At 40.0% G+C, this 25303-nt stretch carries 27 protein-coding genes; 10 read left to right on the top strand and 17 right to left on the bottom strand.

Going from position 1 to position 25303, the window contains the following annotated elements:
* Positions 1-556: 556 nt before the first annotated feature.
* Positions 557-1225: a YkyA family protein gene (locus ACTHRG_RS00640; RefSeq protein ID WP_076261614.1), complete on the bottom strand. Its 669-nt coding sequence runs from the start codon at positions 1223-1225 to the stop codon at positions 557-559.
* Between the two features lie 263 nt (positions 1226-1488).
* Here ACTHRG_RS00640 and ACTHRG_RS00635 point away from each other — a divergent pair, with 263 nt between their 5' ends.
* Positions 1489-1623, top strand: a complete 135-nt coding sequence (locus ACTHRG_RS00635; RefSeq protein WP_076261617.1) for a YjcZ family sporulation protein — start codon at positions 1489-1491, stop codon at positions 1621-1623.
* Between the two features lie 177 nt (positions 1624-1800).
* The gene (def, locus tag ACTHRG_RS00630; protein ID WP_076261622.1) at positions 1801-2352 is read left to right on the top strand and encodes a peptide deformylase; all 552 of its coding nucleotides are present in this window, start codon (positions 1801-1803) and stop codon (positions 2350-2352) included.
* Between the two features lie 68 nt (positions 2353-2420).
* Here def and ACTHRG_RS00625 read toward each other — a convergent pair whose 3' ends face one another.
* Entirely contained in the window at positions 2421-3197 is a 777-nt protein-coding gene (locus tag ACTHRG_RS00625) for a Cof-type HAD-IIB family hydrolase (RefSeq protein WP_076261625.1), read from the bottom strand.
* Positions 3198-3810: 613 nt separating this feature from the next.
* On the opposite strand from ACTHRG_RS00625, the gene ACTHRG_RS00620 reads away from it, so the two are divergent.
* Together ACTHRG_RS00620 and rnjA are read left to right on the top strand one after the other, a co-directional pair.
* Entirely contained in the window at positions 3811-4023 is a 213-nt protein-coding gene (locus ACTHRG_RS00620) for a DNA-dependent RNA polymerase subunit epsilon (protein WP_035328587.1), read from the top strand.
* Between the two features lie 3 nt (positions 4024-4026).
* Positions 4027-5694 carry a ribonuclease J1 gene (rnjA, locus tag ACTHRG_RS00615; protein ID WP_035328584.1) on the top strand — a complete coding sequence of 556 codons (1668 nt, stop codon included), beginning with the start codon at positions 4027-4029 and terminating at the stop codon, positions 5692-5694.
* A 73-nt stretch (positions 5695-5767) separates the two neighbouring features.
* On the opposite strand, the gene ACTHRG_RS00610 is transcribed toward rnjA, so the two are convergent.
* The 3 genes from ACTHRG_RS00610 to ACTHRG_RS00600 all read right to left on the bottom strand — a co-directional run bounded on the left by ACTHRG_RS00610 (position 5768) and on the right by ACTHRG_RS00600 (position 10147).
* Complete coding sequence (locus ACTHRG_RS00610) at positions 5768-6427, bottom strand: potassium channel family protein (RefSeq protein ID WP_061794223.1); 660 nt, start codon at positions 6425-6427, stop codon at positions 5768-5770.
* Positions 6428-6557: 130 nt separating this feature from the next.
* Positions 6558-8381, bottom strand: coding sequence for an ABC transporter ATP-binding protein (locus tag ACTHRG_RS00605; RefSeq protein ID WP_440230431.1), 1824 nt, complete (start codon positions 8379-8381; stop codon positions 6558-6560).
* An 11-nt stretch (positions 8382-8392) separates the two neighbouring features.
* Positions 8393-10147, bottom strand: a complete 1755-nt coding sequence (locus ACTHRG_RS00600; RefSeq protein ID WP_440230430.1) for an ABC transporter ATP-binding protein — start codon at positions 10145-10147, stop codon at positions 8393-8395.
* A 244-nt stretch (positions 10148-10391) separates the two neighbouring features.
* Here ACTHRG_RS00600 and ACTHRG_RS00595 point away from each other — a divergent pair, with 244 nt between their 5' ends.
* On the top strand, positions 10392-11252 hold the full coding sequence (locus ACTHRG_RS00595; RefSeq protein WP_440230429.1) for a mechanosensitive ion channel family protein: 861 nt from the start codon (positions 10392-10394) through the stop codon (positions 11250-11252).
* 224 nt (positions 11253-11476) lie between these two features.
* Here ACTHRG_RS00595 and ACTHRG_RS00590 read toward each other — a convergent pair whose 3' ends face one another.
* The 8 genes from ACTHRG_RS00590 to ACTHRG_RS00555 all read right to left on the bottom strand — a co-directional run bounded on the left by ACTHRG_RS00590 (position 11477) and on the right by ACTHRG_RS00555 (position 17748).
* Complete coding sequence (locus ACTHRG_RS00590; protein WP_076261636.1) at positions 11477-12601, bottom strand: N-acetyldiaminopimelate deacetylase; 1125 nt, start codon at positions 12599-12601, stop codon at positions 11477-11479.
* Positions 12602-12711: 110 nt separating this feature from the next.
* The gene (gene dapD, locus ACTHRG_RS00585) at positions 12712-13422 is read right to left on the bottom strand and encodes a 2,3,4,5-tetrahydropyridine-2,6-dicarboxylate N-acetyltransferase (RefSeq protein WP_048010648.1); all 711 of its coding nucleotides are present in this window, start codon (positions 13420-13422) and stop codon (positions 12712-12714) included.
* A 487-nt stretch (positions 13423-13909) separates the two neighbouring features.
* Positions 13910-14794, bottom strand: a complete 885-nt coding sequence (locus ACTHRG_RS00580; RefSeq protein ID WP_440230428.1) for a LysR family transcriptional regulator — start codon at positions 14792-14794, stop codon at positions 13910-13912.
* 150 nt (positions 14795-14944) lie between these two features.
* A complete protein-coding gene (locus ACTHRG_RS00575) occupies positions 14945-16444 on the bottom strand; it encodes an MDR family MFS transporter (protein WP_076263220.1) in 1500 nt (499 codons plus the stop codon).
* 125 nt (positions 16445-16569) lie between these two features.
* Complete coding sequence (gene cbpB, locus ACTHRG_RS00570; RefSeq protein ID WP_076263172.1) at positions 16570-17016, bottom strand: cyclic-di-AMP-binding protein CbpB; 447 nt, start codon at positions 17014-17016, stop codon at positions 16570-16572.
* Positions 17017-17087: 71 nt separating this feature from the next.
* A complete protein-coding gene (locus ACTHRG_RS00565) occupies positions 17088-17231 on the bottom strand; it encodes a hypothetical protein (RefSeq protein ID WP_175609180.1) in 144 nt (47 codons plus the stop codon).
* A gap of 51 nt (positions 17232-17282) precedes the next feature.
* On the bottom strand, positions 17283-17432 hold the full coding sequence (locus ACTHRG_RS00560) for a hypothetical protein (RefSeq protein WP_175609181.1): 150 nt from the start codon (positions 17430-17432) through the stop codon (positions 17283-17285).
* A 79-nt stretch (positions 17433-17511) separates the two neighbouring features.
* Positions 17512-17748 carry a YkuJ family protein gene (locus ACTHRG_RS00555; RefSeq protein WP_035328567.1) on the bottom strand — a complete coding sequence of 79 codons (237 nt, stop codon included), beginning with the start codon at positions 17746-17748 and terminating at the stop codon, positions 17512-17514.
* A gap of 184 nt (positions 17749-17932) precedes the next feature.
* Here ACTHRG_RS00555 and ACTHRG_RS00550 point away from each other — a divergent pair, with 184 nt between their 5' ends.
* Positions 17933-18883 (top strand): MBL fold metallo-hydrolase, encoded by a 951-nt coding sequence (locus tag ACTHRG_RS00550; RefSeq protein ID WP_076263174.1) that lies wholly within the window; start codon positions 17933-17935, stop codon positions 18881-18883.
* Between the two features lie 60 nt (positions 18884-18943).
* On the top strand, positions 18944-19180 hold the full coding sequence (locus ACTHRG_RS00545) for a glutaredoxin family protein (RefSeq protein ID WP_076263177.1): 237 nt from the start codon (positions 18944-18946) through the stop codon (positions 19178-19180).
* A 38-nt stretch (positions 19181-19218) separates the two neighbouring features.
* Here ACTHRG_RS00545 and ACTHRG_RS00540 read toward each other — a convergent pair whose 3' ends face one another.
* From ACTHRG_RS00540 to ACTHRG_RS00530, 3 genes are all read right to left on the bottom strand, one after another.
* On the bottom strand, positions 19219-19920 hold the full coding sequence (locus tag ACTHRG_RS00540) for a DUF3993 domain-containing protein (RefSeq protein ID WP_076263180.1): 702 nt from the start codon (positions 19918-19920) through the stop codon (positions 19219-19221).
* Between the two features lie 255 nt (positions 19921-20175).
* Entirely contained in the window at positions 20176-20415 is a 240-nt protein-coding gene (locus ACTHRG_RS00535; protein WP_076263182.1) for a hypothetical protein, read from the bottom strand.
* Between the two features lie 75 nt (positions 20416-20490).
* On the bottom strand, positions 20491-21705 hold the full coding sequence (locus ACTHRG_RS00530) for an EAL domain-containing protein (RefSeq protein WP_076263184.1): 1215 nt from the start codon (positions 21703-21705) through the stop codon (positions 20491-20493).
* A gap of 197 nt (positions 21706-21902) precedes the next feature.
* Between ACTHRG_RS00530 and ACTHRG_RS00525 the strand changes: the two genes are divergently transcribed.
* The gene (locus ACTHRG_RS00525) at positions 21903-22685 is read left to right on the top strand and encodes a C39 family peptidase (RefSeq protein WP_076263186.1); all 783 of its coding nucleotides are present in this window, start codon (positions 21903-21905) and stop codon (positions 22683-22685) included.
* A 45-nt stretch (positions 22686-22730) separates the two neighbouring features.
* Here the strand turns inward: ACTHRG_RS00525 and fadH are convergent, their stop codons facing one another.
* On the bottom strand, positions 22731-23495 hold the full coding sequence (fadH, locus tag ACTHRG_RS00520) for a 2,4-dienoyl-CoA reductase (RefSeq protein WP_076263188.1): 765 nt from the start codon (positions 23493-23495) through the stop codon (positions 22731-22733).
* A 248-nt stretch (positions 23496-23743) separates the two neighbouring features.
* Here fadH and ACTHRG_RS00515 point away from each other — a divergent pair, with 248 nt between their 5' ends.
* Both ACTHRG_RS00515 and ACTHRG_RS00510 read left to right on the top strand, forming a co-directional pair.
* Positions 23744-24619 carry a metallophosphoesterase gene (locus ACTHRG_RS00515; protein WP_076263190.1) on the top strand — a complete coding sequence of 292 codons (876 nt, stop codon included), beginning with the start codon at positions 23744-23746 and terminating at the stop codon, positions 24617-24619.
* Between the two features lie 125 nt (positions 24620-24744).
* Positions 24745-25242 (top strand): L,D-transpeptidase family protein, encoded by a 498-nt coding sequence (locus tag ACTHRG_RS00510; RefSeq protein ID WP_076263222.1) that lies wholly within the window; start codon positions 24745-24747, stop codon positions 25240-25242.
* Positions 25243-25303: the final 61 nt, after the last annotated feature.

The raw sequence follows: 25303 nt of genomic DNA, 5'->3' as shown, positions 1-25303 counted from the left end.
AGTTTTTATACACAAAATTTAGGTTACCCAAAACGAAGCCATATTAGATACACTTTCAAAAAGCAAAAAAGTACTTTTCCTGGCATGTTTTTATTAGCATCTCTAAATAGCAGAACGTTCTTTTCTGCCATATGCATACTTACAACTAGTGTTCCACAGATCACTTTTAAAAAAACGTCTTTCTGTTCATCTTTAACTATCATATTCTGTATCAGTTTATTTTGCAACAAAATTGATACAGAAATACTTACGAGATTTAGTTTAATACACCTTCAGGACCTTCGTCAATTACCTTGCTTTTTGTTTTTCACAGTTACCATACTAATTAAATTCTATATCAAATCCCATAACTGTATTAACACCTGCTCCCCATCTGTATTATAAAAAACTATTATATTTTCACGTGTTATAGTAAAGAAATTTCACCTGTCATTATTTTAAGATAAAGACGTCTGCATAAAATTAAGTAAGCGCAATCATAATGACCTGATGTCTCCCTGCGCATTAAAAGCCAAAAAAACAAAAAATGCCGCGCATTTATATGCCGGCATTAATCTTATTCTTTTGTATTTATTTCAAGCCCTGCTTCTTTATAGAAATCCAGTTTTGCTTCATTATACTCTTTTGTTTTTTCATTGAAATGCTTATTTGAAGACAGGATCTTTTCATACATTTCATTTATTTCGTTAATTTGATTTTCAAGCTGCTCGAGAGTAAGGTCTTCCTTTTTAAACATTGCATACAGCTCTTTATCCAGTTTAAGCGCTTTGGAATAGTCCTCATAAAGAGTGTCATGTATTTTATATCTGTCCATCATAATTTCGTGCAGTTTTTTTGCTTTATCTTTCAGTTTTTGACTCTCTATATCCTCTATGATCGGAGATAATGATTCAAATTCCTTTTTGGATGCCTGTATGCTTTTCTGCTCTTTCTCCATATGATTTTTCCGCTTATCCACAATCGAGGAAGCCTCATCAGACAGCTTCTTGATTTCCTCGAAGTCCTTCATTCCCAGGTTGATAATTTTATCGTATAATTCCTTTTCTCTTTTCTCCAGCTTTACTAGCGGTTCCTGCTGCTTTTCAAAGTCCTTTTCTTTTTTAACTACATTCTCCAGAACATCATACACTTCTTCCTCTGGTTTCGGCTTGTTCATACAGCCTGAGAGGAAGATAGCCAAGATTATAAAAACAAGCAACAGTCTGCTTTTGTTGAAAATTGACACGTTGAAACCTCCTTACTTATAACATTTTTAACTATAAAGGTACCCGCCCTGTTTGACAATAGCTCTTTGGTTTGACACTTTTCACAACAATTCACAGTTTGTCCTTTTTAGAAGTGTATTTAAAATTTATTCACTTCATTTTTCCTTTATGACTTGGGCAAAGGCCTACACCATCCATCATTTAAAACATAGGCTATATTAATCGTCCGATGTGGCAAGGCAAAAAGATGGACGATAATCTTACTTTAGGGAGGTTATCCTTCATGTACGGATATGGCGGATACGGTTATGGATGCGGTTATCCAGCAGCGGGTGCCGGCTGCGGCAGAGGTTTTGCGTTAATTGTAGTATTATTCATTCTCTTAATCATAGTTGGCTGCGCTTGCTGGAAGTTTTAATTACTTGAGAAGGTGCCCAAAAGCGCCTTCTCTTATTAACTTTTTTCCGCCGCTCTGATAGACTGAATATATTAATATTAACGTAATGCCTGGCAAACCTTCGGCTTTTCCATATGGTCTTTGTGCCATTAATTTAGCCATTTTTTTATTCTTTATTACATAGCGGGAGTGATAATCATGCTGAGCATGCAAGATATTATACGTGATGGCCATCCAACATTAAGGAAAATTGCCGCGGAAGTAAACATGCCTCCATCTGCAGAAGAAAAACAAACCCTGAGGGAAATGATGGAATATGTGAAAAACAGCCAGAATCCTGAGCTTGCTGCTAAATATGGATTAAGGGCAGGCATTGGATTAGCTGCTCCTCAAATTAATATTTCCAAGAGGATGATTGCTGTCCATGTAACCTATAACGGCGAGCTCTTCAGTTATGCATTCTTCAACCCTAAGATCATCAGCCATTCTGTGCAGCGGTCTTATCTGGCTGCAGGAGAAGGCTGCCTGTCTGTTGATGAATCCATACCCGGTTTTGTACCCAGATATTCAAAAGTTACTGTTAAGGGCATTGACCTGGATGGCAATGAAGTAAAACTCAAGCTGAAAGGGCTGCCTGCGATTGTCTTCCAGCACGAGATTGATCATTTAAACGGAATTATGTTTTATGATCACATAAACAAACAAAATCCGTTTGAGCCAATCGAAAATGCCATTGCTGTAGAACGATAGAATGCCCGAAGCATTCGCAGCATTACAAAAGAAAGCCTCCAGCTATGAAAACGGAGGCTTTTTCTCTGCTATATTAATTGGAGTTCTTTTAGTCCCTTCCAGATTCCTTCCTGGTCCACTCCTGATGTTACGTGGTCTGCTGCTTTCTTAACCACTTCTTCTGCATTGCCCATTGCTACCCCCGTTCCGACAGCATTCAGCATCTCTATATCATTGAGCCCATCTCCAAAGGCATATACATCCTTCAAATCAAATCCAAGCCTTTTAATCATTTGCTTTATCCCTTCAGCTTTGGACCCGCCAGCAGGCAATACATCTACGGAATATGGATGCCATCTGATAAAGCCAAAGTCAGGATATGCAGATGAAGAAATATACTTTTCCTCATCTTTTTCCTCACAGAACAGCAATGATTGATATAATTCCCTGCCGCTGTAAAACTCCCGGTCTTCCTCAGGATGCGGGAACTTTAAGCTCCCCATGCTTTCCTCTATAAATGGATGATGGGAAATTGAGGCTTTCATTGTTTTCTCATTCATAAACACTAATGGATGTCCGTTTGACTGTGCATGCCGATATAGCTTTTCAATTTCAGCTGTTTTTAGAGGATTACGGTATATCGGCTCGTTTTCAAATACAACATATTGTCCGTTAAAGCTGACAAATGAATCAATATCAAGCTCACTGCGCAAGTTCTCATACATGAAAGGAGCTCGGCCGGTAGCAATCGCCACAAATGTCCCATTCTTTTTCAGCTTATCAATTGCCTCTTTCGTACTATCCGGCAAATTTTTTTCGTGATCCAACAAGGTCCCATCTATATCAAAGAAAACAATCTTTTTCATATAAAACAATCTTCCTTTCAAGCAATATTCTGCTGGCTTTTATTACATAATTTATCGTAATAAAACACTAAACCCATAAAGTAAAAAAGTCAATTTCATTGCTGGAAAGAATGGTAATTTCCATTTTTACCCACGATAAATTCAGTTATTTTACCATATAATATAATTAATAAAAGCGGAATCTCCTTGCCCGCGAAGAACGCAGACTATAAAAAGCAGCCCGGTGGAGCTGGACAGCTGTAAAAAAGCCACATTAATTACAAAAAACGTGTGAAAACGTCCTTGCTGCCTTTACTTTGGACAAGGATCGTTTAAAATAGAAAGTAAGGAGTTGATCCACTATGTTAAAGAAGCTGAGAAAGAAGCTTTTAAAACAGTGGAATGAAATGCTTCGAAAAAAATCTATTGCCTGACAAATTTGAGCCCTTCAAACTTGCGAAGGGCTCCTTCCTTATTGTAAATTGGTTATCAGTATACTTTTTTTACATAGATTCGGAAGCGTATTAGCATCTAAAAGAATTAATATTCATATCCCGCAGGAAAAAACATGTAATACATGTTATTATTTTATATATTAGATAAAAGTTTTTTATCGGATTAAGGAGAGATAGAAATGATTTTCAAGGTATATTATCAGGAGTCCAAGACAGAGGTACCGGTTAGGGAAAAAACAAAAACGATCTTTGTGGAAGGCGATTCTGAAAGAGACGTTCGAAAAAAGCTCGCTGACCGCAACTATAATATTGAATTTGTAGCATCTGTTCAAGGAGATTTCCTGGAATATGAAAAACAAAGTGAAGACTTTAAAGTATTGGAGATTGAGTAATTTATGAAATTTGTTAAAAATGATCAAACAGCCGTTTTCGCCCTGGGCGGACTAGGTGAAATCGGAAAGAACACTTACGCGGTTCAATTCCAGGATGAAATTATCCTGATTGATGCCGGAATCAAATTTCCGGAGGACGAGCTTCTCGGAATCGATTATGTTATTCCTGATTACACTTACTTAGTTAAAAACGAAGACAAGATAAAGGGATTATTTATTACCCACGGACATGAAGACCATATTGGAGGAATTCCATACCTTCTAAGAGAAGTCAATATACCTGTTTACGGCGGAAAGCTGGCTCTTGGACTTCTGAGAAATAAACTTGAAGAACACGGTCTTTTAAGACAGACTACTCTTCATGAAATCAAGGAAGATGATATCATTAAATTCAGAAAAACTTCCGTGACTTTCTTCAGAACAACTCATAGTATTCCTGATTCATATGGAATCGTTGTCAAAACACCGCCAGGACAAGTTGTTCATACCGGGGACTTCAAATTTGATTTTACCCCTGTAGGAGAGCCTGCGAACCTGACGAAAATGGCCGAAATCGGTAAAGAAGGCGTCCTTTGCCTGCTTTCCGACAGTACAAACAGTGAAATACCAGAATTCACCATGTCTGAACGCCGAGTTGGCGACAGCATTCATGACATCTTCCGCAAGGTTGAAGGACGGATTATCTTTGCCACATTCGCTTCTAATATCCACCGTCTTCAGCAGGTGACTGAAGCAGCCGTTACAAACGGCAGGAAAATTGCTGTCTTTGGCAGAAGTATGGAAGCAGCCATAAATATAGGACAGGAATTAGGATATATTCAGGCACCTAAAGATACGTTTATTGATGCACATCAAATTAACAGACTTCCAGCGAACCAGGTGACCATTCTTTGTACAGGAAGCCAGGGAGAGCCGATGGCGGCCCTTTCTAGAATTGCTAATGGAACGCATCGCCAGATACAGATCATTCCTGGTGACACTGTTGTATTCTCTTCTTCACCTATTCCAGGGAACACCATCAGTGTCAGCAGAACGATTGACAGACTTTCCCGTGCAGGTGCCGAAGTCATTTATGGTAAATTAAGCGATATTCACACATCCGGACATGGCGGCCAGGAAGAACAGAAACTAATGCTTCGTTTAATAAAGCCCAAATTCTTCATGCCGATTCATGGTGAATACAGAATGCAGAAAATGCATGCCAAATTGGCTGTAGATTGTGGAGTAGAGGAAGAGAACTGCTTTATCATGGATAATGGTGAAGTTCTGGCTCTCAGCGAAGATTCTGCTCAGGTAGCAGGAAAAATCCCTTCTGGTTCTGTCTATATTGATGGAAGCGGAATCGGTGACATCGGAAATATTGTTTTGCGTGACCGCCGCATTCTTTCTGAAGAAGGTTTAGTGGTTGTTGTAGTGAGCATTAATATGAAGGATTTCAAAATTGCTGCAGGACCTGACTTAATTTCCCGCGGATTCGTCTATATGAGGGAATCCGGAGATTTAATCAATGATGCACAAGCACTCATCACAAAACACTTAAGCAAGGTTATGGAACGCAGAACAACTCAATGGTCAGAAATCAAGAATGAAATTACTGATACGCTTGCACCATTCCTATATGAAAAAACAAAGCGCCGTCCAATGATTTTGCCGATTATCATGGAAGTTTAAAAAACCCAAGAGCTATAAATATATACTAAAAAAAGGCTGTATCGCTCAAATGAGAGATACAGCCTTTTGCCTATTAAGACATCACTTTCTTTTCAAACCGGTTGATGTCCACGTCTGCTCCAATAACAATAAGAATATCGTCAAATTGTATTTTTTCATTCGCCTGCGGAGAAACGATAATTTCATTTTTTCTTTTAATTGCAACGATGTTGATTCCGTACTTTGCCCGGATATCCAGATCTATTATGCTGTGGCCGGCCAATTTTTCATTAGCTACGATTTCTACTATGCTATGTTCATCAGAGAGTTCCAGATAATCCAGTACATTATTTGAAACAATACTATGGGCAATCCTTCTGCCCATATCCCTTTCAGGATGAACAACATGATCGGCTCCAATTTTCCTCAATACCTTAGCGTGATAATCATTTTGCGCCTTAACCGTAATCTTATTAACTCCCACCTCTTTTAAAATCAAGGTAGTCAGGATAGAGGCCTGAATATTATCTCCAATCGCTACAATGACATGGTCAAAATTGCGTATTCCCAAACTCTTGATTACGGATTCGTCAGTAGTATCGCCAACTACTGCGTGCGAAGCAACTCTCGCAAATTCATTCACACGGTCTTCATTAACATCAATCGCCATAACCTCCATACCTTCTTCAGCAAGAGCATGGCAGATGCTTCCTCCAAAACGTCCAAGTCCGATTACAGCAAATTCTTTCTTCATCCTATCTTCCCCCAGCAAAGTTAGCAATATAGACAATAATACCATAATAGCGTACACAGCTGAATAGATAGCTATTAGAATTACTTCCTGGCAGAAATAAAACCCCCGTCTGGAGGTTTTAATCTATTCATTAAATTGCTTCCAGCATATTAAATTGTGCCTTAACTAAATGGAAATATTCACCTTTTGCATTAATCAATTCCTCATGATTCCCCTGTTCTAAAATATTTCCATGATCGAGCACGAATATTTGATCGGATTCCCGAATAGTCGATAGCCTATGGGCGATAATGATAGCCGTTCTGCCCTTTAAAAGGGTCTTTAATGCCTGCTGGATCTTCATCTCTGTCTCTGTATCAATACTTGCTGTAGCTTCATCAAGTATAAGAATACGCGGGTCTGCAAGCAATGCGCGGGCAAAGGAGAGCAGCTGCCTCTCACCGACCGATAATACATTCCCTCTTTCCTCCACTTCGGTTTCATATCCCTTTGAAAGTTTTTCAATGAATCCATGTGCACCGACAGCTTTGGCTGCTTCCACTACCTCCTCATCCGTTGCATCAGGCCTGCCAAAACGGATATTATCGCAGATTGTGCCGGAAAATATGAAAGTATCCTGCAGCACAACACTGATTTGCTTGCGCAAACTTGATAAAGAAACATCCTTTAAATCATAGCCATCTATTTTTACAGTGCCTCCTGTGGGATCATAAAAACGGCTGATTAAATTCGCTATCGTTGTTTTTCCAGATCCTGTATGACCGACAAGTGCTGCTGTTTGCCCTGCTTTTATCATAAGGGAAACTTCATTTAGTGCTATTCTTTTTTCATCATAAGAAAAAGTGACATTCTCAAATTCTATCTTGCCTTCTATCTCCTGCAAATTCACCGCATTGTTTCTTTCTGATACAATTGGCTTCTCATCAAGAAACTCAAAGATTCTTTCAGAGGAAGCCATCCCCATGAGCAGCTGGTTATAAACCATACCAAGACGGGAAATTGGCTCCCAGAACATCCCTAAATAAAAGGCAAAAGAAACAAATACGCCGATCGATATTGACCCTGTCTGAATCAGATGGGCTCCAAACCAAATCAAAACAGCAGTACCCAGGGCATTGGTCAATTCAACCAGCGGTCTGAACATAGCGTTTTTCTGGGAGGCAACCCTCCAGCTTTCAAAGTTTTCTGTGTTCACACCATCAAAGAATGCCATATTCTCTTTTTCCTGTGTAAAAGACTGGGTAATCCTTATTCCCTGTATACTCTCATTTAAGTGAGAATTCAATTTGGATTGTTTTAATCGGACAGTTTGCCATGACCTGCGGATATTTCTCCGCAAACTGGTTGAAATAAAAAACATGATGGGCAGGATGACCATTATTGCCAAGGTCAGTTCCGGACTTAGTGTGAATAAAATAATGAAAATCCCTGCCAGCATGATCAAATCCATCAGCAGATTTATGACTCCATTAGTAAAAAGCTCCTGAAGAGAATTAATATCATTCATGATCCTTACCAGTATGGATCCTGCTGAGCGCTGATCAAAAAACCGATGCGAAAGTGTCTGCACGTGTGTAAATAAATGTTTTCGAAGATCGTAAATAATATTTTGGCCAAGCTTATTCATCCATTTAATCCTGAAGTAGTTTGCAGCGTATGAAATGGTGTAAAGCACTCCAATCAATGAAACCAGGATGGCAAGCAGCCTGCCGTCTTTTTCAATTAATGCCTTATCTAACGTATACACACCAATCAAGATAGGAATGATTAGTCTGACTGCCGTATTTATTAATACCATTATAACGGAGAGCGGGAGTAAATTTTTCCTGTACGGCTCCATATAACTGAATAATCGCAGCATCTGCTTCCAATTAAATGGCTTCTCGATCACTTCGTCAGCAGAATATTGGAACCTGTTTAACACTTTGTCATTTTCTGTTTTAGTTTTTTTCAAGGACGCACCTCCTAGCCTGCATTTGATTGGAGAACCTTATCCCGGTCCTGATATTGAATATCGTAAATCCGCTGATATGGGCCATTATTATTAAGCAGCTTATCATGTGTCCCCCGTTCAGCTACTCTCCCGCTATCAAGCACAAGTATTTCATCTGCATGCTTAAGGGAAGAAATCCGATGGGCAATGATAAAAGTAGTTCGATCAGCCATTACTTCTTTCAAAGCTTTTTGTATTCTGAATTCTGTTTCCATATCCACGGCGCTCGTTGCATCATCAAGAACTAAAATGCTTGGATCAGCACAAATAGCCCTTGCTATCGCTATCCTTTGCTTCTGGCCGCCTGAAAGCCCCATGCCCCTCTCGCCAAGAACGGAATCGTATTGATCAGGTAGCTCCATGATAAATTCATGAGCCTGTGCACGTTTGGCAGCTTCAATAATTTCCTCCATTGTTGAGTCAGGCTTCCCAAAAGCAATATTTGCTTTAATCGAAGAAGAAAACAAGAAGGATTCCTGAAGAACAAAACTGATGTTTCTTCTCAGAGACTGAAGAGAGTAATCCTGCACATTTATCCCATCAATCATCACACTGCCTTCAACTGGCTCATAAAACCTTGTCATAAGCTGCGTTAAGCTCGTTTTACCTGATCCCGTAGAGCCGATTAACCCAATTACCTTTCCCGCCTCAGCATGAAAGGAGATATTCGATAAAGCATCATTGTCATCCTTTGTATATTTCAGGGTAACATTGCGGAATTCCACCTCTCCCTGCAAACGTTCTGCATTAACACATGAATCAGTATCCTCAATCTCATTATCTGCTTCAAGAATCTCAATGAGCCGCTCTCCGGAGGCTTTTGCCTGTGAAAATAGGTTAACTATAAAGCCTAAGTTCATAATTGGCCACATAATATACCAGACAAGGCTGTAAAAGGCGACAAGTTCCCCTGGATTCAGACTGCCGGCCATAACAAGATAACCGCCGTAAGCCAGAAGCAGTACAACACTTAAATTGCCGAGAAATTCCATTAACGGGAAGTATTTGGCCCAAATATCGGATGTAAAAAGATATTTATCCTTATAATCGCTGTTAGAGCCGTTGAATTTATTAATCTCAAAGTCTTCCCGTGATAATGACTTCACAGTATTAATACCGCTTATATTCTCCTGAACCTTTGTATTCAGGCGCCCGAATGATTTCCGGATGCCCCGGAAAGCCGGATGTACAGCCTTGTCGAATTTAAAGGTGACTACTGCAAGAAAAGGCAGGGTAATAAGTGTGACAATAGTAAGTGGAACAGAATAGTAAAACATAACCGACATACTGATGAGGATCAATAAACAAAAACGAATGAGTTCAGAAAATCCGAATGAAAGAAAGAAACGGAATCCCTCAACATCTGCAGTGAGCCGGGACATTAAATCTCCTGTTTTTGCATTATCATAATACCTGAAAGGCAGAAACTGCAGTTTTTCATAAAGTACATTTCTAAGCTTATAGACCGATGTGATTCCAAATAAATCACCCGTGTACTGATGGATATAAGTCGCCGCCCCCTTCACGGCCATTATGGCAATAAAGCCTAAAGCCAAATAAGAGATCCACCCATAATTTCCTCCAATGACAACTTCATCAATGGTCACCTGCAGGATCATTGGATACACAACCGTTATCGCTGTCACAATAAACAGAAAAAATATGGACCAAATAAAGTAATGTTTAAATGGCCAATAATATTGCTTTAACTTTTTAAATGTTTCCATCTGCATACCCCCTTTTAATTTGCGGAAAAATTAGAAAAGTTAGAACGTAATATTAAATATATCGAGTTTCGAAGTATTTTTCCACCCCTTTTTGGTTGATTTAGCACTTTTTTTATATTCATTTTTAGAAGCAGGAATCTGTTGTTCTCTCAAGTATTGAATCTGCTGGGAGGCTAACCGTTTGCATCTAAATCACTGTTGCGATAGAATGATGACTTTAATAATAATGAAAGGACAGTGGAAGATGGAAAATCTGAATTTTTCACAATTAAATTGGGAAGCCCTGCTGATTGATGCTGGCCTTCTTCTATTAAAAATTGCTGCTATCTATTTTGCATTTGTGATTGTTAAATCAGCTGGGAACAAAATCATCCAAAAAAGCTTTGAGGGAATTGCGAAAAAGGAAAGAATATCTCCCGGAAGGTCGAAAACACTTCTAAGTCTTGCTGAAAACATATTCTCCTATGCTCTTATTTTCATTTTCGCTGTTACAATTCTGCAAATTTTCGGGATAAAGGCAACTGCCATTCTTGCTGGTGCCGGAGTAATCGGTTTAGCAGTCGGCTTTGGAGCACAGGGTCTTGTCAGCGATGTAGTAACAGGATTTTTTATCTTGCTGGAGAGGCAAATTGATGTAGGCGATTATGTAACAACTGGAAGCTACTCAGGAATAGTGGAGCAGATTGGATTAAAAACCACTCAAATTCGAGGATTTGACGGAACTTTACATTATCTGCCGAACCGGGAGATTACCAGTCTGAGCAACCATTCACGCGGAAACATGCGTGCACTGGTGGATATAGGAATTTCTTATGATGACAATATTGATGAAGCGATCGCAGTCCTTCAGGAAGCATGCGACAGGATCGCTCAGGAAAACCAGGCGATTGTTGAGGGCCCGAATGTCATTGGCGTCCAAACATTAGGTTCATCTGATGTTGTACTAAGAATCATAGCCAAGACAGAAAACATGGAACAATGGACTGTCGAACGGCAGCTTAAAAAAGCACTGAAGGAAGCTTTGGAAGCCAGCGGGATTGAAATTCCATTCCCCCATCAGGTGCTTATTCAAAAACAGGCAGGAACAGATAGTGCTGCCGGATAAAGTGAAACTTCAATCAGTGGGGATCTTTATCCCCACTGATTGTTAGTTGTACCAATCGGGCCTTTACGGGCAGTTTGACCCCTCCTTATCCCCCTTTGGCTCCTCTGAATCTTGTAATAGGGATTTTACTGCCCGTTAGACTGCGATAAAGCGAAAGCAAAAAAGCTGATTTCGCAGATCCTAAAAGGGTTTATGAAATCAGCTTTTTTATAGTTATATATGCTTTAGCCTTTATATTTTAAATATGCTGCAATCAATTCAATTGCAGTTTCGATTGCATTTTCATTTGGATTCAGTCTGGCGTGATGAAGTCCATATTCTGAGTCAACGCCAAGCCAAAACATGAAGCCTGGAATTTCTTCAAGCATATAGCCGAAATCCTCACCTGTCATGGCTTCACGGCATTCAACCACATTTATGTCTGTATTCGTGCGTGCAAAATCCATGAATTCCCTTGTTAAGGTTTCCTCATTGTAAACCTGATGATACATGCTTCCGTAGTCGATTGAAGCTTCACATTCATACCCCACTTCAATACCTTTAACAAGTGCCTGAATTCTGCTTTTTACCTTTTTCATTGATTCTGGAGACAGAGTGCGAATGGTACCTTCAAGCCTTGCTTTTTCAGCTATGATGTTTTGAACAGTGCCACCTGTAATTTTTCCAACTGTAACGACTGCGCTGTCAAGGGGATCAACGTTCCTCGAAATGATGGACTGAAGCTGGCTGACCAGGGTACATGCTGCCACGACCATATCATTGGTATTATGCGGATATGCGGCATGCCCCCCTTTTCCCTTTAAATCAATAAATAGCTCCGACGTATTTGCAAAAAGCAAGCCTTCCCTCAATGCGATGGTTCCGACAGGATATTCCGGAGCAATATGGAGGGCCAATATCATATCCGGCTTCCATTCCTTCATTATTTCAGATTTAAGCATAGGTTCTGCCCCGCCAGGCCCTTCTTCAGCTGGCTGAAATATAAACAGTAAATCATCGTTAACGCGTTCTTCTATGAATTTCGTTATTAGGCCAAGTGCAATTGACATATGAAAATCATGTCCGCAGGCATGCATTTGCTCATTATGCTCTGATTTAAACGGCAGGCCTGTCTCCTCTGTAATTGGGAGGCCGTCTATATCAGCTCGATAACCAATCAGCCTGGAGGAATTCCTGCCTTTGATTTTCACAAAAATACCCGTTTTCCAAGGTTTAATTTCCAAATTGTCCTGAGGGAGAGAATACAGGTAATCTAATAGAAACTGCTGTGTTTTAAATTCACGGAACCCTAACTCCGGTATTTTATGCAGCTCCCGCCGTAATAAAACGAATGGATTGTTTGAGACCAAACTAGCTTCCCCCTTGTTAAAAATGCCCCTATATATTTCTTCACACAATAGCAATCATGAATTATCCCTTTAGAAAAAAGCGCGGATCGAGATCCACGCTTTTTAAGCTATTATAATTGGCGAAGTTCCTGCTTAATTTCTGTCTTAGACTTAGTCTTTTCATCAATCTCTTTAATCACACGAGCTGGTGTGCCTGCCACTACTGTATATGGAGGTACATCATCAATGACAATGGCACCAGCAGCGACTACAGCACCCTTGCCAACAGTTACACCTTCGAGAACCACTGCATTTGCTCCGATTACTACATCATCTTCTACAACAACAGGTTTTGCTGAAGGAGGCTCAATAACGCCTGCCAATACAGTTCCTGCTCCAATATGGCAATTCTTGCCGACTGTAGCTCTTCCGCCAAGTACAACATTCATATCGATCATTGTGCCTTCACCGATCACTGATCCGATATTTATAGAGGCACCCATCATGATTACAGCGTTATCGCCGATTTCTACCTGGTCACGGATGATGGCACCCGGCTCAATGCGCGCTTTAATATTTTTCATATCCAGCAATGGAATCGCTGAGTTTCTGCGGTCATTCTCAATTACATAATCTTCAATTTTTGACTGGTTTGCTTCAATCGCCTGGCTAATTTCAGACCATTCACCAAACACTACCCCGGTGCTGCCATTTACAAAGGACTTAGCTGAGGCTCCGAAGTCGATTCCTTCTAAATCACCTTTAATATAAACCTTTACAGGTGTGGATTTTGTGCTGTTTTGGATAAAAGAAATAATCTCATTGGCATCCATCATTTTCATAATAAAAATCCTCCTCTATGTATAACATTGCAACTAGGATTACTTTAACAAACAAAAGCGCTGAAAACAAGAAAAATAAAGTGAAACTTCAATCAGTGGGGGTTTTCCTTATCCCCCACTGATTGTTAGTCGCGTTCTAGTGTCGCTAAGATCTCCGCTAGCGCTTCGATCAATCGACACTACGAACCCGATTGGTTCAACTAAGCCTCTGCCTGCGCGTCGGCAAGTTTCACTGTATCTCACCAATCGGGCCTTTACATTATAAAGCGAGGCGACTTGCCTTGGGGTGACAAGCATAAGACGAGCAGATGGTGGGGAGTGCTTTTCTTCCCATCAGCTGATTGGCTTATGACCTCGAGCCCCTAGGAGCCGCAGCTAGATCGAGCAGTTTGCCCCCCGCTTACCCTCCTTTGATTCCTCTGAATCTTGAAGCGGGGGTCTTACTGCCCGTTAGACTGCGATAAATGAAGGAAGAAAAAATGGGGTTTCACTGTCTTTCTTCTTCAATATGCTCCTTTATCAACTCAACAAATGCCTGCACCTGCTTGAGCTGAAAGGCCGATTCGTATCCCAGAAGCCATGTATCACGCTTAATCGGCAAATTATTCTCGTCAAGCAGCGGGATCTTAAAAATATTTTTCTCTGCACCGTTCAGCGTAATGGCCGGGAGAATGGCGTACCCTATTCCATTGAAAGTCATTTGCTTGCATGTTTCAATTTGGTCAACTACTATTGTCCTTTTTGGAGAAGTTTTGAACTGCCGCAGCCACCAGTCTTGAATTTCCTGATAATAGTTTGAATCACTCTTAAATTGAATGAATGACCGGTCTGTTTCAAGAACCTGCTCCGGCCTTGTAATTTCTGTATCAACCAGATAAAGACTGTCCTTAAATAAAGGGATTTTAATCCCCTTCCAATCCGGAGTCCCTCTGATAATTCCAATATGAACCTGATCATCATAAAGAGATTTTAATATTTCACTGCTCCAGCCTGTAATCAGAGAAATTTTTGCCTGGGGATAGCGGCTGACAAACTTTTTAAGAACCTGCGGCAGCCAATTCTGTCCGACAATTGAAGCAACTGCAATTTTTAACGTTCCATGAACCTCCGAATTAAGGGCAGTAATTGACTCCCTCACTTTTTCTTCTTTGGCCAGAACTTCATTAACAAATTGAATAACAATTTCTCCTGCCGGTGTCAGAGACAATCCCTTTTGGGAGCGGAGGAATAGCTTGTTCCCCCATTCCTTTTCAATATTCACAAGGCGCTGTGAAAGCGCCGGCTGCGATACAAATAAACGCTCAGCCGCTTTCCTCATATTCATTTCCTGTGCCAGCACCGATAAAAGATGAAATTCTGTAAGTGAAGACATAAACATCTTCCCTTCATAACTTTTTCTTATAGTATATCTTAATAAATTTTGAATTTCTTTATCATCAATTTCGATAATGGTTTAGAGATAAAGTTCAAGAAGTGAAACATAAAAAATCTCTGCACGATAAATGCAGAGATTTACATGCGCCTAATCGGCGATTTCCCTTTCATGCTTTGGCAGTGCAAAGACCAATAAGAAGCTTATCACAGCAAATAACAGCACTGCATAATACACCGAATGAAGTGAAACGGTAAGGCCATTCTGCAGAATTTCCTTTATTCCCGCATCCATGCTGTTTCTTGCATCTTCATTCAATAATACATTTGCTGAATCTAACGATAAGCTGGCGTCTATGCCTTCACCATTATTCTGTATATATGATTTGATCTGACTGTTCAAAATTCCGCCCAGCAAGGCTGCTCCAATGGTGTTGCCCAGATTTCTCATAAACATATTGGCAGCAGTGGCGATGCCCCTTTGATTCCATTCCACTGTACTCTGAATGGATACAATGAAAGCTGTAGTAGTCAAGCCCATGCCTGCCCCAACCAGAAAACTCCCAGCTGCTGCCCATACGGGTCCCGCTTCAGGAGTGAGGGTAACAAACATAATACTCCCCGCTATCAAAAACACTCCGCCTATGACAGATGTACTTCTAAAACCAATTTTTAAAAGCAGCTTGCCTGCCGCTGCAGAAGCAATCGGCCATCCAATCGACATCGTGGTAAGTGTAAAGCCGGCTACTATCGGAGATCTTTCCATGACACCCTGTACAAATGCAGGCAGAAAACTGGAAATCCCTATAAGCATGACACCGGTGGTTAAGGAAGCCAAATTGGCAATTAGTATCGGCTTTTCCTTCCATATATTAAAAGGCATCATTGGTTCTGCAGCTTTTTGTTCCTGCAGGATAAATAAAATAAAGGCAATTACACTGACCGCTAAAAGGCTGATGGCTTCAATGGAATTCCATGCCCAATTTGTTCCTCCCTCCACAAGCACAAACATGAGAGATGAAATGGAAACAGTTAATAGCACAGCTCCGGCATAATCGATCTGGTGTTTTTTCCTTTCCACATTTTCATGGAGGAAAAGCCATAAGCCTGCAATAGCCATGATGCCAAGCGGAATGTTAACCCAAAAAACATATCGCCAGCTGACGAATTCAACCAGCAGTCCGCCTATTGCCGGGCCCATGATAGCTGAAATTCCCCAAACGCTTGATAAATAACCCTGCACCTGTGCCCTTTCCTCTTTTGTATAAATATCCCCGACAATGGTTGTTGCAATCGGCATTACAGCTCCGGCACCAAAACCCTGGATTAACCTGAAAATGATCAGTGCAGTCATTGATTCCGCAAAACCGCATAAAATGGAACCAATTAAAAAAATGATAATCCCGAACGTTAAAACGGGCTTCCGCCCAAATAAGTCAGAAAGCTTGCCGTAAATCAAAACAGTCACAGCATTCATTAACAAATATGCTGAAAACACCCAGCTATATAAAGCAAATCCGCCTAAATCCCCAACAATGGCAGGCATCGCGGTTGACACTATGGTTGCCTCAATGGCCCCCATAAACATGGCAAGCATTACTGAAGCCAGCACAAAAGGCTTTTTGGTCACTTTCCTCTTTCCTTGAGGCATTTTTTTATGTAAAGTTTGACTCAAGTATTTCCCCTCCATGAATAAATCCGAAAATAACGGCCATAAACCCGTCTGAATACTCATCATTGAAAATAAAGCAAGCTCCCACTGCGGGGAGCTGATTTTTATTGTTTATTTAATCGTCTGATATGTTTGTTTAGCTGATCCAATACTGTTCTGCGGGTAAGTATTCCCTCAAAATAGCCTTCCTTGTTTTCAACACAAACAAATGGATGGTCAACTAATAGTGCGATCGATTGCTGGATAGAAGATTCATCATCAAGCCTTGGAATATTTGCGTTCATAACCTCTTCAACCCTTTTTTTCTCCAGCTGCTCAAACTCAATCCGCTCGAGACCAAGAATGGAATCCATAATAATGGGTGTGCTAATTAAGCCCTGCAGCTTATATTGAGGGTCCAGTACAGGAATTGCTGTATATCCGCTTTTCGTTAGTACTAAGAGGGCATGCTCCAGGCTATTCCCAACCTGCACATGTGCTACCCGTTCAGAAGGAATCATGAAATCACTAATGTTAAATTCTAAAAATTCCTCGCTATGAAGACTGATCATCACCGAAAACTCCTCAAAAATTAGTTATGCTTCTTAATCATTTTATCACAGTCTTCGGCATTTTGCGCCTATTATCCTTTACTGGTTTGAATGTCTTTAACTTCATAGCCGCAGTCAGGACAATGAAAAATAACATTTTGATTAGATTGTGCAGTTAATACGGCATCAATTTCTTTTTCTGCCCTGCAGCTCGGACATGTTACAGTTGGCATCATTCTGCTTCACCTCAACTTAAAGAATCATATACTGCTTATTGTTCTCCATGCCTAATTTTTCGAGCCTCTATTGTCTTTTAAAATTTCTTTCATTTCTTCAAGAGTTTTCCTGATCCGTATTACTTCTCTTTTTGTATTAATTAAATCTGCAAGCAAAAGCAGAACAGTAAAAAACAGCATAATCGTGAGCAGGTAATACATTTCACACCTCTGGCAATTGGTTTATTATTAAAGCAGAAATAAGAAAAGAGGCCAAAAGGCCCCTTATGTATGTGGTGAATTATTGAATCAAATCGAAAATTTCGATTGTGATCATATCAATGTTGTCGAATTGATATCTTTTTGGCTTTTCTTTATCGTTATATACTTCCAGCTCAAATGTTTCATTTTTCGGATGAAAAGTTACCTGACATTTTCTTTCACCATTCACCTCAAAAAATCTTTGCATTGGCTCTCCGCCTGTTGCTTGTTCCTGTAAGCTCTTTAAGCGTGTTAATATACCTTGAAGCTGTGACATGCTCTCTCTCCTTTCCAAAACAAAACCCATAATTAACATTTAGGTTTCTCTTTTGGCATGTTTCTATCCTTATGAAAATAAATTCAGAATATTCAAGCTGAATGCTTTACATACCAATATTAACAGAATAAAATATTGTCAGGTGTTTGTACAAGCAAAAGCTTTATAAAGGACGTGATTTTTTTTGCCAAAACCTGAAAAATTAGCGGAAAACCTATATTTAATTGATGATTTTGACCTTTCATTGGAAAAACGTACCGGTACATATGTCTTAACAGAACAAAAGCTGACTTTGATTGAAACCTCGGCCAGCCCCTCGATCCCCTACATTTTGGAAGGACTGAATCAGCTTCACTTTACACCGGAGGAAGTTGATTATATCATACTGACACATATTCATCTCGATCATGCGGGCGGCACAGGCTTATTATTAACCCACTGTCCAAACGCAAAGGTAATAGTCCACCCGAAAGGTGCCAGGCACCTAGCAGACCCTTCACGCTTAATTACCGGTGCAAAAGCCGTTTATGGTGATCAATTTGATGGACTGTTTAATCCAATATTGCCTGTTTCAGAGGATAAGATTATCACTAAAGAACATGAAGAAGAGCTTGACATAGGCCCAAATTGCACTCTGAAATTTTATCATTCGCCCGGACACGCCAATCACCACTTCAGTATATTTCACCCTGCTTTAAATGGGATGTTTACGGGAGATACTGCTGGTGTATTTTATCCGCAGTTAAAAGAGCTTGGGATTGAATTGTATCTGCCCTCAACTTCACCAAACCAATTCAGTCCAGTCAAAATGCTCGAATCCATTGACATGTACGAAAAAATGGATCTTGAACTTATTTTCTTTGGCCATTACGGCATGAGTTCAACCCCGAAAGAAGTCTACAGGCAAATAAAGGATTGGCTTAAGATTTTCATGAACGCAGGGGAAATTGCCTTTTCTGGCGGGGGTTCTATTGATCAGCAGTCACAGGCGGCACAAGCTGTTCTCGAAGAGAAAGTTAAAACCTTTCTTAATGGTAAAGGCGTCCCATCTGACCATCCTGTATACGAGATTCTTTCTGTAGACATCGCTGTCTGCTCGATGGGATTGATTGATTACCTGCATAAAGCAAACTGATTGCCTGCTGGATCATCCTGCTTTATGATAGAGTTACAAAAGACAGAGAGGATACAAAAATTGAAAGAGATTGTTTTATATACACAGCCGGATTGTCCGCCCTGTGAAATCACAAAAATGTTTTTGAATGAGAATGGATATGCCTATACAATTAAAGACATAAAAAAAGATGCCGCTGCACATAAAGAGCTGACAAAGCAGTTTAGCTCCTTTTCTACGCCAACTGTGGTTATCGGGGACACCGTCATTAGGGGATTTGACCTGGAAAAACTTAGATCAGCTCTTGGAATGGAATAAAAAAAGAGCTTAAAAGCCCGTTAAGCTTTTAAGCTCTTTTAATTGGCTGCCAGCTGTCCGTCCAGCTCCTGTTGTTCAAACAAAGCTAATATGCCTTGGTTATCTGTTAAGAGCATGCTTCCTGACCGAAACATGACATCAAATGGATTTAACAGAAACCCGAATTGATAGGAAGGCTTCTTTTGCCAAGTTGTTTCAGGGGGTTTAAAAGAGGTTGGTTTTGCCGCTTTTTGCCCACTCTCTGCTTTGTTTATTATTTTCCCGGGAATATTTTCACCCAGGAATTTGGCGACTTTCATTTTCCCTCCTTGCTCCGTCAGCAAAATTCCCTCATAGTGGCTGTCATAACCTACAGGTCCTTCATGGTTTTCCGGAAAATATTCATACACATAAACTTTCCCATTTTCTTCAACAACTTTGGTATTATCCGAATATGTAAAAAACGGAATGTAGTATGCCGCAACATCTCCTCCAAGAGTGAAGTATTTGCCATTTTCAGAAACAAGATTTTCTTTCAGAAATTGATTTTTAGCTTCTTCAGAAAAATACGGCTCAAGCAATTCATCGACTTCATTCATGCTTCTCTCTTCCCCGCTAAGCTCAACCTGTGCTTGAAAGGCATTCTGCAGGAATTCGTATACCTCTTCTTTATTAGTATTTTTCTCGGCATAAGTATGAGAAGGAATCGCTGCGATCATGACTGCAATTGTGATAATAATTCCTGTAATATGCTTGTACATTCCACTCTCCCTTTCTTTATCGATCACTTAGTTTGTACCCTCAATTTTACCAGCAAATAAATTTCCTGATACCTGCTTTCGTTCTCCAAATTCTCTAGTGTTTTGACAGAAAAATTCTTTTCTTGTTAAGAATCTACCCGTATTGACAAAGAATTAACGCAGCAGATGGAAAAGTCCATAATTAATTGGGATGTAAATATTGTAAATTGGTCAATTCCATTTTTTACACAAAAAAAACCCTCCAGTGGAGGGTCTTCACCAAGTCCATGTAAGTGCAAAATAAATAATCATGACAAGAAGGATTCCAAAGCATATGGCATATGTCAAAAATATAGGATTCCTGATATATGCATGCTTTTGAACATTATCCGGCAGTTCTGCATCGATATCGCCCTTTACTGCCTTTCTTTCTTTTCCAATAAACAAAGTGTAAACTAAGGAATATACAAGTATCCCAAGTCCGATCAGTAGTATGATCAATGTGTACATGCTCATGGTTAATCTCTCCTTGAGGAAAGTTCTACACTTACATTCCCTCAAATCAAGATTGTTTATACTTATAATTTAATCTTATAATAACCCATCATGCTCGTATAAAAATTCGTATGATAAATCCACAAATAAGTAATCATTTGTATTAAGCGGGAAGGAAAAGGTCCTAATGGTTTCACCTGTCTCAATATCGGTATATAAATCAGAGAGGATTCCCTTTTTATTTATTCGCATCTTCATTATATTTTCAAGAAAATACGGCCTCCAGCTCCAATTTTTATGAAGATATTCATTTTGGAAAATCCATCCTCCATCCCGTTTGAAGTAATTCGCAGATTTCTGAAATCCGTCTTCATCGCAGATATACAGGCGAAAAGCTGCCCCGTCCAAAAGAAGGGCGATCTGCTCCAAGGTTTCTTCATAAGCAATAATCTTTTTATTTTTATTGACAAAATCAATCAGCTTGTCATTGAACTCAAGTGTAACCTGATACAGCGACTCCAATTTTTTCTTTTCATGCACAATAAACCGGTGGCATTCGTTTCGCAGTTTTTCCTTTAAAATATCTCTGTCCGGAAAATTTTCTGCAGGTTTTTGCAAATAATATCCCTGATAGTAACGCCCTCCATTTTTCCATGCATATTGAAGCTGGTAAACCATTTCAATATTTTCAAAAAGCAAGCTAGCTCCAATTTTCCTGGCAAGCATGGATAAGGAATAAAGGATATCATTAAAATTATAAGCAGATGCATTGGATTTCATGGACTCCAGATCCACCTTTAAAATGTCAGGAGCCAATTGTCCGATTCGATCGAGATGACTGCTTTCATTTCCAAGTTTATCTATTGCTAACTTGATTCCATATGTCCTGTAGTAATTTAAAAGATGGTCCAGATGGTCAATATCGCCCTTGTAATTCCTTTCGGTAATTTCCAGTACAATCCGGTCAAGGCTTATGCCTTTTTTTTCATATTCCTGGAGGGCATTTAAAAATTGTTCCCCATCGTTATACATGAGCATGTCAGCATCTCTATTTATAAAAATCAGAACATCTTTATCAAGATTCTGCGCCTTGCCTAATGCCTTTTTTAATATTTCATAATCAACCTCAATCCGGAATTCTTCAGGAATATTCTCATCCTGGAAGAATGGCCCCAAACTGATAACCCCATCAGAACCTTTATATCGGCCTAATACCTCATACCCAATGACACGGTGCTCATCTGCACTGAATATTGGCTGGAAATAGGGAAATACATTATCCAAATCTGTAAGGATATCCAATGCATCCATGTCCTAGCCTCCCTATGTAAATAAAGTGAAACTGCGATTAATGAGTTATTATACCATATTCGCTTAAAACTTTTACTATTCAAAATATAGCTTCCAGTACTTGATGAAACATGTTTGTTTGGCAAAAGCTTTTCATCATATTGCCGTGTTATACTCCACAAGCTAATATCAGAACATCAAGAGAAAGAGGGTATTTCATGAGGAACTTCCTATTTATATCCCTTCTTATTCCTTTGCTTGGGTGCGGACATTCAGAACCGGCCAGTCCTGTACAAGAGACAGGCATCGATTCAAGAGAGCTGACTGCCCAAATACCTGTCAACGCAAATAAGGACCAGCAGAAAGTAACAGCCCGTAATACGGAGGCCACTACGGCTGTTAAAAAACGATCTGTCATCATTGATGTTCCACTAATCAGACAAAATCCCGAATTGAAGTATGGTTGTGAAGTAACCAGCTTGACAATGGTTCTGCAGCATGCAGGTGTCCAAGTCGGGAAAATGGATTTGTATGATGAAGTAAAAAAAGACCATGATCCGCTGATTCGCTCAAAAGGTGATATTTTAAAATGGGGTAATCCTGAAGAAGGATTTGTGGGAGATATGACAGGAAGAACTGCCGGATACGCAGTTTTCGATAAACCAATTGAAGAATTGGTGAATAAATACCTGCCAGGAAGAGCCGTTAATTTAACCGGCCGGGATTTTGATGCAGTTCTTATGCATGTTTCCAAAGGATATCCTGCTGTCGTCTGGACGACAGGAGATTATAGGCTTCCTGACCGCTGGGAATCCTGGACTCACTCCGGCAAAACCATTAAAACTCCATTAGATCTTCATGCAGTCGTATTGGTGGGGTATAATGACCAGTTTGTTTTTCTAAACGACCCCCTCTCAGGAAAAAAACAGGTGAAGGTTTCAAAAGAACAATTTATTTCATCATGGAAGGCATTGCAGTCGAGAGCTGTAAGCTATCAATAGAATATGCCAGCCGGCTGAAAACAAATCAGCCGGCTTTAATATACATTAAAACGGAAACTGCTTTAGCCACTGGCCGCCATCCATTGTGATGCACTCCCCATTAATATAACCGGCATGTTCTGAGAAAAGGAAGAAGGCCAATTCTGCAATTTCCTCCGGCTTTCCAAGCCTGCCAAGCGGTACACTTTGAAGTGTCCTTTTTGCAGCTTCCTCCGATTCCCACAGCTTGTCAGCCCCCCCTGTCCTTTCAATTGGACCTGGAGCTATCGCATTTACCCTGATTCCAAATTTTCTGCCCCATTCGACAGCCAATGTTCTTGTCATAGATAATACCCCTGCTTTTGCGGCAGCCGAGTGTATGACACCCGCTCCGGCGTCCCATGCATACGTAGCCACCATATTGATAATGCTTCCCTTTATCCCCTTTTCAATCCAGTATTTACCGACTTCGCTTGAACAATAAAAGGTTCCATTCAGGACAATATTAATAACAGAATTCCATCCATTTGCACTCAGCTGCTCTGCAGGGCATATAAAATTTCCTGCTGCATTATTAACGAGGAAATCAACTTGCCCAAATGTACTCAGTGTTTCATTAAGCATATGTTTAACATGTTCAATCTCACGGACATCCATTTGAATGGTTAAAACTTGTCCATTGGTTGTTTCAATTTCAGCTTTTGCTGCCTCCAGGCGTTCCGGGTTTCTTCCTGTTATCACCACATTGGCACCGGCTTCTGCAAACCTCTTTGCCATAAACTTCCCCATGCCGCTTGAACCGCCAGTAACAATGACTGTTTTGTTCTTCATCCTATTTCCCCTCTCAAAAATGAATGATCATTCATTTACATTTTACCATTAATTATAGAATTTTCGAATTATTATTTACAAATAAATAAATTAATTTAAGGAAAATGAAGGATAAAAAACAAGCATAGTTAATTCTTCTTTTTAATAGGATAGTTTGATAGTATTAAAGATACTGTAATGAGAAGGCGATATCTCTATTCTCATGCTGACTCCAGAAAAAATTTTTAAAAGATAGGTTGGTATGCCCAATGCCGGAAAAAGTGTCCAGAAGATCTTTTTTAAAAAGAACTCTCGGCTTTTTTGCTGCTGTGTTTGGAATTAGTGCAGGCGGCTATTATTATGCACGGGATATTGAGCCTCGGCTCCTGGAAATCACAAACTGCAAAATTTCTGACAGCGCAATTCCCCAAGCGTTTAATAATAAAAAAATCATCCAATTCAGCGACACCCATTTAGGATTTCATTATGACCTGAAACAGCTGGAAGAATTGATTGAAAAGATAAACAGCCTGAAGCCTGATATTGTTTTCTTTACAGGTGACCTGATGGATGAACCTAATAAATATCAAAAGGCAGACCAAATAGCACCGCTCCTGAAAAGAATTCAGGCACCTCTCGGCAGGTTTGCTATTTATGGGAATCATGATCACGGGGGCTATGGTTCAGATATCTATAAGTCCATTATGGAAGAATCAGGCTTTATTCTTTTAATGAATGAAAATCGCAAACTCGAATTTTCCGGAAGCAGCATCGGGATTATAGGCATTGACGATGCCATGCTCGGAAGGCCGGACATAAAGCTTGCCAGCGAAAATATGGACGATGGATCATATAATATTTTATTGTCCCACGCACCGGATTTAGCAGATGCAGCCTCTGCCTTCAGCATAAATCTGCAGTTGAGCGGTCATAGTCATGGCGGCCAAATAAAACTGCCGTTCTTTGGAGCCTTAGTTAAACCACCACATGCTGAAAGATACTATGAAGGCTTCTATGAAATTGGCAGTCAAAATCCATTAACTCTTTATGTAAACAGAGGGCTTGGGACAACCCGTCTGCCCTTCCGCTTTTTATCCAGACCTGAACTGACGGTGTTTACCCTGCAATCAGACAGCAGCATCTAAAGGGAAAGTTAATCATTGCAGCTTTCCTTTTTTTGCTGCATTCAGGACAAATTTAAATAATAAGATACAAGATGATTTTTCCATGCATATATTTAAATAAACCTTTTCAGAAAGAGGTGGATGCTATTTACCATATAGTAAAGCCCAGTGAGACAATGTCAGTCATTGCTCAAAATTACCGCCGCCCTTTAAGCGAGCTTTTGGCGGCAAATCCTGCCATTGTAAATCCAAGACTGATTTATCCAGGCCAGCGAATAGTGATACCAGGATTGCCTGAACCTGATTCCATACCATATACCATCATAGTTTCAAGAAGCAAAAAAAACTTAACTCTTTTATCTTACGGTGCCGTACAAAAAGTCTATCCCATTGCGGTCGGAAAAATGCTGTCTCAGACGCCAATTGGAGAGTTTGTAATTGTGAACAGAGAACCTAACCCCGGGGGTCCATATGGGGTTATGTGGCTTTCTCTGTCAAAGTACGGCTACGGAATTCACGGAACCAACAACCCTTCCTCAATTGGCCAATCTGTTTCCAAAGGTTGTATACGAATGTATAACCAGGATGTCCTCCAATTGGCACGCATAGTACCAAATGGCACAAAGGTACTTATACAACCATAGATACGATCGTCCCTTTATAAAACTTTCGCAAAAAAATTGCGAAAGTTTTTTATTTTTGTTG

Origin of the sequence: Cytobacillus sp. SAFR-174 (genome assembly GCF_051964675.1) — a bacterium.
GTDB lineage: Bacteria > Bacillota > Bacilli > Bacillales > Cytobacillaceae > Cytobacillus.
This window is presented reverse-complemented; position numbering and strand designations above follow the sequence as displayed.

Bases quoted from the DNA above. Each gene is read 5' to 3' on its own strand.
- ACTHRG_RS00635 (WP_076261617.1), top strand. From the start codon at position 1,489: ATGTACGGATATGGCGGATACGGTTATGGATGCGGTTATCCAGCAGCG.
- def (WP_076261622.1), top strand. From the start codon at position 1,801: ATGCTGAGCATGCAAGATATTATACGTGATGGCCATCCAACATTAAGG.
- ACTHRG_RS00625 (WP_076261625.1), bottom strand. From the start codon at position 3,197: ATGAAAAAGATTGTTTTCTTTGATATAGATGGGACCTTGTTGGATCAC.
- ACTHRG_RS00620 (WP_035328587.1), top strand. From the start codon at position 3,811: ATGATTTTCAAGGTATATTATCAGGAGTCCAAGACAGAGGTACCGGTT.
- rnjA (WP_035328584.1), top strand. From the start codon at position 4,027: ATGAAATTTGTTAAAAATGATCAAACAGCCGTTTTCGCCCTGGGCGGA.
- ACTHRG_RS00610 (WP_061794223.1), bottom strand. From the start codon at position 6,427: ATGAAGAAAGAATTTGCTGTAATCGGACTTGGACGTTTTGGAGGAAGC.
- ACTHRG_RS00600 (WP_440230430.1), bottom strand. From the start codon at position 10,147: ATGGAAACATTTAAAAAGTTAAAGCAATATTATTGGCCATTTAAACAT.
- ACTHRG_RS00595 (WP_440230429.1), top strand. From the start codon at position 10,392: ATGGAAAATCTGAATTTTTCACAATTAAATTGGGAAGCCCTGCTGATT.
- dapD (WP_048010648.1), bottom strand. From the start codon at position 13,422: ATGAAAATGATGGATGCCAATGAGATTATTTCTTTTATCCAAAACAGC.
- ACTHRG_RS00580 (WP_440230428.1), bottom strand. From the start codon at position 14,794: ATGTCTTCACTTACAGAATTTCATCTTTTATCGGTGCTGGCACAGGAA.
- ACTHRG_RS00575 (WP_076263220.1), bottom strand. From the start codon at position 16,444: ATGCCTCAAGGAAAGAGGAAAGTGACCAAAAAGCCTTTTGTGCTGGCT.
- cbpB (WP_076263172.1), bottom strand. From the start codon at position 17,016: ATGATCAGTCTTCATAGCGAGGAATTTTTAGAATTTAACATTAGTGAT.
- ACTHRG_RS00565 (WP_175609180.1), bottom strand. From the start codon at position 17,231: ATGATGCCAACTGTAACATGTCCGAGCTGCAGGGCAGAAAAAGAAATT.
- ACTHRG_RS00560 (WP_175609181.1), bottom strand. From the start codon at position 17,432: ATGTATTACCTGCTCACGATTATGCTGTTTTTTACTGTTCTGCTTTTG.
- ACTHRG_RS00555 (WP_035328567.1), bottom strand. From the start codon at position 17,748: ATGTCACAGCTTCAAGGTATATTAACACGCTTAAAGAGCTTACAGGAA.
- ACTHRG_RS00540 (WP_076263180.1), bottom strand. From the start codon at position 19,920: ATGTACAAGCATATTACAGGAATTATTATCACAATTGCAGTCATGATC.
- ACTHRG_RS00535 (WP_076263182.1), bottom strand. From the start codon at position 20,415: ATGAGCATGTACACATTGATCATACTACTGATCGGACTTGGGATACTT.
- ACTHRG_RS00530 (WP_076263184.1), bottom strand. From the start codon at position 21,705: ATGGATGCATTGGATATCCTTACAGATTTGGATAATGTATTTCCCTAT.
- ACTHRG_RS00525 (WP_076263186.1), top strand. From the start codon at position 21,903: ATGAGGAACTTCCTATTTATATCCCTTCTTATTCCTTTGCTTGGGTGC.
- fadH (WP_076263188.1), bottom strand. From the start codon at position 23,495: ATGAAGAACAAAACAGTCATTGTTACTGGCGGTTCAAGCGGCATGGGG.
- ACTHRG_RS00515 (WP_076263190.1), top strand. From the start codon at position 23,744: ATGCCGGAAAAAGTGTCCAGAAGATCTTTTTTAAAAAGAACTCTCGGC.